Origin of the sequence: Streptomyces bobili (assembly GCF_002154575.1) — a bacterium.
GTDB lineage: Bacteria > Actinomycetota > Actinomycetes > Streptomycetales > Streptomycetaceae > Streptomyces > Streptomyces bobili.
The window spans coordinates 1-10,828 of sequence record NZ_MUBA01000403.1 but is presented as its reverse complement, the minus strand read 5'-3'; the positions used below and the strand labels follow the sequence as shown (position 1 = coordinate 10,828).

Annotated in this window: 8 protein-coding genes; 6 read left to right on the top strand and 2 right to left on the bottom strand. The window is 70.0% G+C overall.

Going from position 1 to position 10,828, the window contains the following annotated elements:
• Both BZL64_RS28165 and BZL64_RS28160 read left to right on the top strand, forming a co-directional pair.
• Positions 1 to 220: hypothetical protein (locus BZL64_RS28165; protein WP_143663333.1), on the top strand; the 220-nt coding region annotated here is incomplete at its 5' end.
• 48 nt (positions 221 to 268) lie between these two features.
• The gene (locus BZL64_RS28160; RefSeq protein WP_086771989.1) at positions 269 to 982 is read left to right on the top strand and encodes a glycoside hydrolase family 12 protein; all 714 of its coding nucleotides are present in this window, start codon (positions 269 to 271) and stop codon (positions 980 to 982) included.
• Positions 983 to 1,041: 59 nt separating this feature from the next.
• Here the strand turns inward: BZL64_RS28160 and BZL64_RS28155 are convergent, their stop codons facing one another.
• Both BZL64_RS28155 and BZL64_RS28150 read right to left on the bottom strand, forming a co-directional pair.
• On the bottom strand, positions 1,042 to 3,090 hold the full coding sequence (locus tag BZL64_RS28155; RefSeq protein WP_086771988.1) for a glycoside hydrolase family 31 protein: 2,049 nt from the start codon (positions 3,088 to 3,090) through the stop codon (positions 1,042 to 1,044).
• Positions 3,091 to 3,194: 104 nt separating this feature from the next.
• Positions 3,195 to 4,208 (bottom strand): LacI family DNA-binding transcriptional regulator, encoded by a 1,014-nt coding sequence (locus BZL64_RS28150; protein WP_086771987.1) that lies wholly within the window; start codon positions 4,206 to 4,208, stop codon positions 3,195 to 3,197.
• A 445-nt stretch (positions 4,209 to 4,653) separates the two neighbouring features.
• On the opposite strand from BZL64_RS28150, the gene BZL64_RS28145 reads away from it, so the two are divergent.
• The 4 genes from BZL64_RS28145 (at position 4,654) to ispG (ending at position 10,625) form a co-directional block, all read left to right on the top strand.
• Positions 4,654 to 6,588: an acyl-CoA dehydrogenase family protein gene (locus tag BZL64_RS28145; RefSeq protein ID WP_086771990.1), complete on the top strand. Its 1,935-nt coding sequence runs from the start codon at positions 4,654 to 4,656 to the stop codon at positions 6,586 to 6,588.
• A 140-nt stretch (positions 6,589 to 6,728) separates the two neighbouring features.
• Entirely contained in the window at positions 6,729 to 7,985 is a 1,257-nt protein-coding gene (gene dxr, locus BZL64_RS28140; RefSeq protein WP_086771986.1) for a 1-deoxy-D-xylulose-5-phosphate reductoisomerase, read from the top strand.
• Between the two features lie 8 nt (positions 7,986 to 7,993).
• Entirely contained in the window at positions 7,994 to 9,286 is a 1,293-nt protein-coding gene (locus tag BZL64_RS28135) for a M50 family metallopeptidase (protein ID WP_208639535.1), read from the top strand.
• Between the two features lie 181 nt (positions 9,287 to 9,467).
• Complete coding sequence (gene ispG / locus BZL64_RS28130; RefSeq protein WP_086771984.1) at positions 9,468 to 10,625, top strand: flavodoxin-dependent (E)-4-hydroxy-3-methylbut-2-enyl-diphosphate synthase; 1,158 nt, start codon at positions 9,468 to 9,470, stop codon at positions 10,623 to 10,625.
• The last annotated feature ends 203 nt before the right edge of the window (positions 10,626 to 10,828 follow it).

Sequence of the window (10,828 nt, the reverse complement as noted above, 5' to 3'; positions counted from 1 at the left end):
CCTGCTGCCCGCCCCCGGCCCCGCCCTCGCGGCCGGTGAACTCCGGGGCGTACGCACCCGGTTCGGCGCCGAACTCGACCTCGCCTGGGGTCCCGACGGGGCCCGCGCCGTCCTCAGACCGCACCGCACACACCGCATCGAAGTCCGGACTTCCTCCGGCACGGAGCCGCTCGACCTCGTCGCCGGAGAAGACCACGTCCTCACCCTGGGGACGTGGTAACTCCCCGCAATTCCCCCGCATCTCCCCCCACCCATGGAAGGGACACCCATGGCATCGCGCACGCTCGGCAGGGTCACCAAGGCCCTGCTCGCCCCCGCCCTGGCACTCGGCGCCACCATCGGCCTCGCCGCGGCCCCCGCCCAGGCAGCCGTCTGGAACTCCTGCGACCAGTGGGGCAACACCAGCCTCAACGGCTACACCCTCTACAACAACATCTGGGGCTCCGGCGCCGGCAGCCAGTGCTTCTGGGCCAACTCCGGCACCAACTGGGGCGCCTGGGCCAACCACCCCAACACCGGCGGCATCAAGTCCTACCCGAACTCCAAGAAGGTGATCAACAAGACGATCACCTCGCTGGGCTCCCTCAACAGCAGCTACAACGTCACCGTCCCGTCGTCCGGCGCCTACAACTCCTCGTACGACATCTGGGACACCGACTACGACTACGAGATCATGCTCTGGGTCAACAAGACCGGAGCCGTCGGGCCCCTCGGCACCTCGCAGGGCAACGTGACGCTGGGCGGCCACACCTGGACCGTCTACAAGGGCAGCAACGGCGCCAACGAGGTGTTCTCCTTCATCCGCACCTCGAACTCGTCCTCCGGCACCGTCCAGATCCTCCCCATCCTCAAGTGGATCAAGGACACCAAGGGCTGGATGGGCAACGAGACCATCGGCGACGTCCAGTTCGGCTTCGAGATCACCTCGTCCTCGGGCGGCCTGGACTTCCGCACCAACAACCTGACCGTCAGCAGCAGTTGATCCACTGAGCAGCACCGGGCCGGCTTCCCCGTGACGGGGAGCCGGCCCTTCCCGCGCGCCTATTCCCGGATCGGCAGCCGGGCGCCGTCCCGCAGGAACAACGGGATACGGTCCAGCGGGGCGTCGACCGTCACGGCCGCACCCCCCTCGTACGTCTCACCCGTCCACGCGTCCGTCCAGCGCGCGCCCGCCGGAAGATAGGCCGAACGGTCCGTGGCGCGCGCCGTGAGCACCGGGGCGACCAGCAGATCCCTGCCGAAGAGGTAGGAGTCGTCGACGGACCAGGCAGCCAGGTCGTCGGGGAACTCCAGGAACAGCGGCCGCATCACCGGCAGCCCCTCCTCGTGCGCCTCCCGCATCACCTGGAGCACGTACGGCTTCAGCCGCTCGCGCAGCCGCAGGTACTTCTCCAGGACAGCCCCGGCCTCCTCGCCGTACGACCACACCTCGTTGGGGCCGCCGGTCATCTCGGGGCCCAGCGGCGTGCCCGGGTCGCGGAAACCGTGCAGGCGCATCAGCGGGGACAGCGCGCCGAACTGGAACCAGCGGACCATCACCTCGCGGTACTCCGGGTCGTCCGGGTCACCGCCGTGGAAGCCGCCGATGTCGGTGTTCCACCAGGGGATGCCGGACAGGGAGGTGTTGAGGCCGGCCGCGATCTGGCGGCGCAGGGTCGGGAAATCGGTGCCGATGTCACCGGACCACAGGGCGGCGCCGTAGCGCTGACTGCCCGCCCACGCCGACCGGTTGAGGGTGATGATCTCGCCGTCACCGCTGCCGGAGGCACGCAGCCCCTCGTAGAAGGTGCGGGCGTTCTCGGCCGGGTACATGTTGCCGACCTCCAGGCCCGGACCCGCCCAGTAGCGCAGGTTCTCCGGGAAGCCCGGCTTCAGCTCCGGCTCGCAGGCGTCCAGCCAGAACGCCGTGATCCCGTACGGGGCGAGGTAGTTGTCGCGGACCCTGGACCACACGAACTCGCGGGCCTCGGGGTTGGTGGCGTCGTAGAAGGCGACCTGGACGGTGGAGGCGACCTCCTTGTCCGGCCAGTCGGCGTGCGCCATCGGACCGTACTGCGTGCCGATGAAGTACCCGCGCTGCTCCATCAGCTGGTGGTTCTCCGACAACGGTGACACCGACGGCCAGACACTCACCACCAGCTTCACCCCCAGCTCGTCCAGTTCGCGCACCATCGCGGCCGGGTCGGGCCACTCCGACAGGTCGAACTTCCAGTCGCCCAGATGCGTCCAGTGGAAGAAGTCGCACACGATGACGTCCAGGGACAGCCCGCGCCGCTTGTACTCCCGCGCCACCGCGAGGAGTTCGTCCTGCGTCCGGTAGCGCAGCTTGCACTGCCAGAATCCCGCCGCCCACTCCGGCAGCATCGGCGTACGGCCCGTCACCGCGCTGTAGCGGCGCTGGGCGTCGGCCGGGGCGCCCGCGGTGATCCAGTAGTCGATCTGCCGGGCCGAGTCGGCCACCCAGCGGGTGCCGTTGTGCGCCAGCTCCACCCGCCCGATCGCCGGGTTGTTCCACAGCAGGGTGTAGCCCCGGCTGGAGGTGAGCACCGGGATGCCGACCTCGGCGTTGCGCTGGACCAGGTCCAGGACGAGGCCCTTCTGGTCGAAGCGCCCGTGCTGGTGCTGGCCCAGGCCGTACAGCTTCTCGTCGTCGTAGGCGGCGAACCGCTGCTCCAGGCGGTGGTGGCCGTTGCCGACGGCCGTGTAGAGACGCGAGCCGGGCCACCAGAAGTGGGCGCGCTCCTCGGCCAGCAGCTCCCGGTCGTCGGAGGTGTCCAGGAAGCGGACCAGGCCCTCCGCGTCCACCTCCACGGTCAGCGCGCCGACCGTCAGCCGCCCCCGGCCGTCCTCGATCTTGACCGTGGACGGGGCCGGTGGCGCCTGCGCGAGCAGCGCGCCGGGCAGACCGTCGAGGACGGGACCGCCCAGCCGCGCACGGACCCGGACCCCGTCCGGACCCCACGGCTCGACCCGGACGGTCTCCTGACGGCCGCTCCATTCCAGCGCGCCGTCCCGCTCACGGAAGACACCGACGGTGGGGGACGACTGCGCCAGGCTGACCTGAGGCTGGTTTTCGGCAGGCTGATTCACGGGGCGTGCTCCTGTGCTCCTGGAGGAGTGAGACATGGAGGTGCCACGGGCGGGGCACCGGTGAGCTTCGGGGTGTGGCGCGGGTGTGCGGAGGACGAGGTGGGTCAGGACGCGGCCGGCGCGGGGCCCGAACTCGCGCGGACCGTCAGTTCCGGGGCGAGCAGCACGATGTCGTCGTCACCCCGGCCGTCGAGCTTGGCGACCAGATACTCCACGGCCCGCCGCCCCATCTCCTGCGCGGGGATGGCGACCGACGTCAGCCGCACCGACGCCTGCACGGCGACCTGGTCGGGACAGATGGCGACCACGGACACGTCCTCGGGGACGGCCCGGCCCTGCTGCCGCAGCAGCGCGAGCAGCGGCTCCACCGCCGACTCGTTCTGCACGACGAACCCGGTGGTGCCCGGCCGCTCGTCGAGGATCCGGGCCAGCGTCACCGCCATCGCGTCGTACCCGTTCTCGCAGGGGCGGTGCAGCACCCGCAGTCCCAGTTCCTTCGCCCGGGACCGGAGCCCTTCGAGGGTGCGCTCGGCGAAACCGGTGTGCCGCTCGTACACGGCGGGCGCCTCACCGATGACCGCGATGTCGCGGTGGCCGAACGTCGCCAGGTGTTCCACGCACAGTGCGCCGGTCGCGCTCCAGTCGAGGTCCACACAGGTCAGGCCGGTGGTGTCGGCGGGCAGCCCGATCAGGACCGACGGCTGGCCGGCGCCGCGCAGCAGCGGCAGCCGCTCGTCGTCGAGCTGGACGTCCATCAGGATCATCGCGTCGGCGAGCCCGCTGCCGGAGACCCGGCGCACGGCGTCGGGGCCCTCCTCGCCGGTGAGCAGCAGGACGTCGTAGCCGTGGGTGCGGGCGGTGGTGGCGACCGCGATGGCGATCTCCATCATCACCGGCACGTACATGTCGGTGCGCAGCGGGATCATCAGCGCGATGATGTTCGACCGGCTGCTGGCCAGGGCCCGCGCGCCCGCGTTCGGGTGGTAGCCGAGCTGGCGGATGCTCTGCTCGACCCGCTCCCGGGTGGTCGCGGAGATGGACCGCTTGCCGCTGAGGACATAGCTCACCGTGCTCGCCGAGACTCCGGCGTGCTGGGCGACCTCGGCGAGGGTGACCATCCAGCTCTCCAAGATGTGTGAAGCGCTTCGACAGTGCGCAGGGGGAACAAGGGCGGGTGAGGGTGCTTTGACAGTAGCTCTAGCGGGAGTGGGTGTCCATAGGTTGTCGAAGCGCTTCGACACGGTTTCTCCGGTGCTCCGCCGAACCGGTCCGGCGCTCGATTCGGACCTACGGGAACCGTCCCCCGTCAGCACTCCTCGGCACTCGTCCGGCGCAAGCTCCCCGGCGGCGGCACGGACGACACGTACGTCCCCGGAACCGGGTCCGGGGACGAGGTACTCAAGGGAATCGGCCGTCCGGACCACCACGTCGTACACGGTTGCCGACGGCCGATCGGACGCGCGAGGGGTGGTGGGCTCGCCCGGGATCGGGTACCAACGATCGGGTAGCACCCATCGGTAACCAATGTGGTCCGAGATCCCGATTCGCGGCGAGGTGAGCCTCATGTCCGCACCACCCCTCAAGAAGCCCGTCGTCACCGAACGTGAGGCCCGGCAGGTGGCGGAGGCCGCCCGGGAACAGGACTGGCGAAAGCCCAGCTTCGCCAAGGAACTGTTCCTGGGCCGTTTCCGCCTCGACCTCATCCACCCTCACCCCCTCCCCGCCGACGAGGCCGTACGACGCGGAGAGCAGTTCCTGGCCAAACTCCACGAGTTCTGCGAGACGCGGATCGACGGCGCCCTCATCGAACGCGAGGCCCGCATCCCCGACGAGGTCGTGCGCGGCCTCAAGGAACTCGGCGCCCTCGGCATGAAGATCGACCCCAAGTACGGCGGCCTCGGTCTCACCCAGGTCTACTACAACAAGGCCCTGGCCCTGGTCGGCTCCGCCAGCCCCGCGATCGGCGTGCTGCTCTCGGCACACCAGTCGATCGGCGTACCGCAGCCGCTGAAGCTGTTCGGCACCGACGAACAGAAGCAGCGGTTCCTGCCCCGCTGCGCCCGCACCGACATCAGCGCCTTCCTCCTCACCGAACCGGACGTCGGCTCCGACCCGGCCCGCCTCGCCACCAGCGCCGTACCCGACGGGGAGGACTACGTCCTCGACGGGGTCAAGCTGTGGACCACCAACGGCGTCGTCGCCGACCTGCTGGTCGTCATGGCCCGGGTGCCCAGGAGCGAGGGCCACAAGGGCGGCATCACCGCCTTCGTGGTGGAGGCGGACTCGCCCGGCATCACCGTCGAGAACCGCAACGCCTTCATGGGCCTGCGCGGCATCGAGAACGGCGTCACCCGCTTCCACCAGGTCCGGGTCCCCGCCGCGAACCGCGTCGGCCCCGAGGGCGCGGGCCTCAAGATCGCGCTGACCACCCTCAACACCGGCCGGCTCTCGCTGCCCGCCTCATGCGTCGCGGCCGGCAAGTGGAGCCTGAAGATCGCCCGCGAGTGGACGGCCGCCCGCGAGCAGTGGGGCAAGCCCGTCGCCCACCACGAGGCGGTCGGGGCGAAGATCTCCTTCATCGCGGCAACGACCTTCGCCCTGGAGGCCGTGCTCGACCTGTCCTCCCAGATGGCCGACGAGGACCGCAACGACATCCGCATCGAGGGCGCCCTCGCCAAACTCATCGCCTCCGAGATGGGCTGGCGGATGGCCGACGAACTCGTCCAGATCCGCGGCGGCCGCGGCTTCGAGACGGCCGACTCCCTCGCCGCCCGCGGCGAACGGGCGGTCCCCGCCGAACAGGTCCTGCGGGACCTGCGCATCAACCGCATCTTCGAGGGCTCCACGGAGATCATGCACCTGCTGATCGCCCGCGAGGCCGTCGACGCCCACCTCTCGGTCGCCGGCGACCTCATCGACCCCGACAAGTCCCTCCAGGACAAGGCGAGGGCGGGCGCCAACGCCGGCGTCTTCTACGCCAAGTGGCTGCCCAAACTCGTCGCGGGACCCGGTCAACTACCCAACTCCTTCACCGAGTTCAAGCACGAGGTCGACCTCTCCCCGCATCTGCGCTATGTCGAGCGGCACGCCCGCAAGCTGGCCCGCTCCACCTTCTACGCCATGTCCCGCTGGCAGGGCCGCATGGAGACCAAGCAGGGCTTCCTCGGCCGGATCGTCGACATCGGCGCGGAACTGTTCGCGATGAGCGCGGCCTGCGTCCGCGCCGAGCTGCTGCGCTCCCGCGGCGAGCACGGCCGCGAGGCCTACCAGCTCGCCGACGTCTTCTGCCGCCAGTCCCGCATCCGCGTCGAGGAACTCTTCACCCGCCTGTGGTCCAACACCGATGACCTCGACCGCAAGGTCGTCAAGGGCGTCCTCGCGGGCACCTACGAGTGGCTGGAGCAGGGCATCGTCGACCCCTCGGGCGAGGGCCCCTGGATCGCCGACACCACACCCGGACCATCCGCACACGAGAACGTCCATCGCCCGATCGGGTGACATTCGCGTACACCCGGCCAGGGCTGTCCCCCCACGGCCACCCCACGACCGACCCAAGAACACCCCAGGAGCCCCCCATGAGAGGGACCGTGGGGGGACACCCTGTCCACGTCCGTACGCGGTGCGGCAACAATGGGGGGATGAGCGACAGTCCAGCCCTCCTCGCCGACCCGCACCTCGTCTTCGACCCCGTGGCCGGCGACGGCCCCAAGGACGTGGTGGTCCTCGGGTCCACCGGGTCGATCGGCACCCAGGCCATCGACCTCGTGCTGCGCAACCCGGACCGCTTCCGGGTGACCGGCCTGTCCGCCAACGGCGGCCGGGTCGGCCTCCTCGCCGAGCAGGCCCGCCGGCTCCGGGTGCGGACCGTCGCGGTCGCCCGCGAGGACGTCGTACCGGCCCTGCGCGAGGCCCTGAGCGGCGAGTACGGCAGCGCCGAACCGCTCCCCGAGATCATCGCGGGACCGGAGGCGGCCACGCAGCTGGCCGCCTCCGACAGCCACACCGTGCTGAACGGCATCACCGGCTCCATCGGCCTCGCGCCCACCCTCGCCGCCCTGGAGGCGGGCCGCACCCTCGCGCTCGCCAACAAGGAGTCGCTCATCGTCGGCGGCCCGCTGGTGAAGGCGCTGGCCAAGCCGGGCCAGATCATCCCGGTGGACTCCGAGCACGCGGCGCTTTTCCAGTGCCTGGCGGCCGGCACCCGCGCCGACGTCCGCAAGCTCGTCGTCACCGCCTCCGGCGGCCCCTTCCGCGGCCGTACGAAGGAACAGCTGGCGCAGGTCAGCGTCGAGGAGGCCCTCGCGCACCCCACCTGGGCCATGGGCCCGGTCATCACGATCAACTCCGCGACCCTCGTCAACAAGGGCCTGGAAGTCATCGAGGCACACCTCCTCTACGACATTCCCTTCTCCCGCATTGAGGTGGTCGTGCATCCCCAGTCGTATGTCCACTCGATGGTTGAGTTCACGGACGGATCGACACTGGCGCAGGCGACGCCGCCCGACATGCGCGGGCCCATCGCCGTCGGCCTCGGCTGGCCCGAGCGGGTGCCCGACGCGGCCCCCGCCTTCGACTGGAGCAAGGCGTCGACGTGGGAGTTCTTCCCGCTCGACAACGAGGCCTTCCCCTCGGTGAACCTCGCCCGGCACGTGGGCGAGCTCGCGGGGACGGCCCCGGCGGTGTTCAATGCCGCGAACGAGGAATGCGTGGAGGCGTTCCGCAAGGGCGCGCTCCCGTTCAACGGGATCATGGAGACCGTCACCAGGGTCGTCGAGGAACACGGCACCCCGCACGCGGGAACCTCGCTCACCGTGGCGGACGTCCTCGAAGCGGAGACCTGGGCACGGACCCGGGCCCGGGAACTGGCGGCACAGACGGCGGAGGCCCGCGCATGACGACCCTGATGTTCATCCTCGGCATAGTGGTCTTCGCGTTCGGCCTGCTGGTGTCGATCGCCTGGCACGAGCTGGGACACCTGTCCACCGCCAAGCTCTTCGGCATCCGCGTTCCGCAGTACATGGTCGGCTTCGGCCCGACCCTGTGGTCACGGAACAAGGGCGAGACCGAGTACGGCGTCAAGGCCATCCCGTTCGGCGGCTACATCCGCATGATCGGCATGTTCCCGCCGGGCGAGGACGGCCGCGTCACGGCCCGCTCCACCTCGCCCTGGCGCGGCATGATCGAGGACGCCCGCTCGGCGGCGTACGAGGAACTCAGGCCCGGCGACGAGACGCGCATGTTCTACACGCGCAAGCCGTGGAAACGGGTCATCGTGATGTTCGCGGGCCCCTTCATGAACCTCATCCTCGCGATCGCCCTGTTCCTCACCGTGCTGATGGGCTTCGGCATCCAGCAGCAGACCACCTCCGTCGCCTCCGTCTCGCCCTGCGTCATCGCCCAGAGCGAGAACCGCGACACCTGCAAGAAGTCCGACCCGCCCTCCCCGGCGGCAGCCGCCGGCATGGAGAAGAACGACAAGATCGTCTCCTTCGCGGGCACGCGCACCGACGACTGGGAGACACTCTCCAACCTCATCCGGGTCAGCGCCGGCAAGGAAGTCGCGATCGTCGTCGACCGGGACGGCCGCGAGGTCACCCTGCAAGCGAAGATCGCCGTCAACCAGGTCGCCAAGAAGGACGGCAACGGCACCTACGTCCAGGGCGAGTACGTCAAGGCCGGCTTCCTCGGCTTCAGCGCGGCCACCGGGGTCGTCAAGCAGGACTTCGGCGAGTCCGCGGTGTGGATGACCGAGCGGGTCGGCGACGCCGTCGACTCCCTCGCCGCCCTGCCCTCCAAGATCCCCGCCCTGTGGGACGCGGCCTTCGGCGACGGCCCCCGCGAACAGGACTCCCCGATGGGCGTCGTCGGCGCGGCACGGGTCGGCGGCGAGATCGCCACCCTCGACATCCCGGCCTCGCAACAGCTGGCGATGTTCGTGATGCTGCTCGCAGGCTTCAACCTCTCCCTCTTCCTCTTCAACATGCTCCCGCTGCTGCCGCTCGACGGCGGTCACATCGCGGGCGCCCTGTGGGAGTCCCTGCGCCGCAACCTCGCCAAGGTGCTGCGCCGCCCCGACCCCGGCCCCTTCGACGTGGCGAAGCTGATGCCGGTGGCGTACGTGGTGGCGGGAATCTTCGTCTGCTTCACGCTCCTGGTGCTGATCGCGGATGTCGTCAACCCGGTACGGATCAGCTGAGAATCTTCTGGCCGTACGGCGTTCACGGCGGCCCGGCACGATCTGTGCCGGGCCGCCTTCCATTGAGTGGGTTTGACGGCCGCGAGGTGCCCCGGCAGGGGCCCGTGCCGTAATCTCGAAGCCTGGAGCCCGCCACCGACGGGACCTGGACCTTGATCCACGACTTGGGGTTGCACAGCAGATGACTGCGATTTCTCTCGGCATGCCGTCCGTTCCGACCAAGCTCGCCGAGCGGCGCAAGAGCCGGCAGATCCAGGTCGGGTCCGTGGCGGTCGGCGGGGACGCTCCTGTGTCCGTGCAGTCGATGACCACGACCCGTACGTCCGACATCGGCGCGACGCTCCAGCAGATCGCCGAGCTGACCGCGACCGGCTGCCAGATCGTCCGCGTCGCCTGCCCGACCCAGGACGACGCCGACGCCCTCGCCACCATCGCCCGCAAGTCGCAGCTCCCGGTGATCGCGGACATCCACTTCCAGCCCAAGTACGTGTTCGCCGCGATCGAGGCCGGCTGCGCGGCGGTCCGCGTCAATCCGGGCAACATCAAGCAGTTCGACGACAAGGTCAAGGAGATCGCGAAGGCCGCGAACGACCACGGCACCCCGATCCGCATCGGGGTCAACGCCGGCTCCCTCGACCGCCGCCTGCTCCAGAAGTACGGCAAGGCCACCCCCGAGGCCCTCGTCGAGTCCGCCCTGTGGGAGGCGTCCCTCTTCGAGGAGCACGGCTTCCGCGACATCAAGATCTCCGTCAAGCACAACGACCCGGTCGTGATGATCGAGGCATACCGCCAGCTCGCCGCCCAGAGCGACTACCCCCTCCACCTCGGCGTCACGGAGGCCGGTCCCGCCTTCCAGGGCACGATCAAGTCGGCGGTGGCTTTCGGCGCCCTGCTCTCCCAGGGCATCGGCGACACCATCCGCGTCTCCCTCTCGGCCCCTCCGGTCGAGGAGGTCAAGGTCGGCAACCAGATCCTGGAGTCCCTCAACCTCAAGCAGCGCGGCCTGGAGATCGTCTCCTGCCCCTCCTGCGGCCGGGCCCAGGTCGATGTCTACAAGCTGGCCGAAGAGGTCACCGCAGGCCTGGAGGGCATGGAGGTCCCCCTCCGAGTCGCCGTCATGGGCTGTGTCGTCAACGGCCCCGGCGAGGCCCGAGAAGCCGACCTCGGCGTCGCCTCCGGCAACGGCAAGGGCCAGATCTTCGTCAAGGGCGAGGTCATCAAGACCGTCCCCGAGTCCAAGATCGTGGAAACCCTCATCGAAGAAGCCCTGAAACTGGCCGAACAGATGCAATCCGACGGTGTGACCTCGGGCGAGCCCCAGGTATCGGTAGCGGGCTGAGCCCCCGATCCCCGCAGGCGCCCCGGCGGCGCGGGGAACAGCGCGCTCAGCACGGTGACGACGGCCCTGCGGCAGCTGAATCGCCGCAGGCGTCTGAGGGGCGCGGGGAACGACGCGCCCAGCCCCGACGTACCCGCACGGGTATGGACGGTCCTGGGGCAGCCGCTCGCCGCAGGCGTCTGAGGGGCGCGGGGAACGGCGCG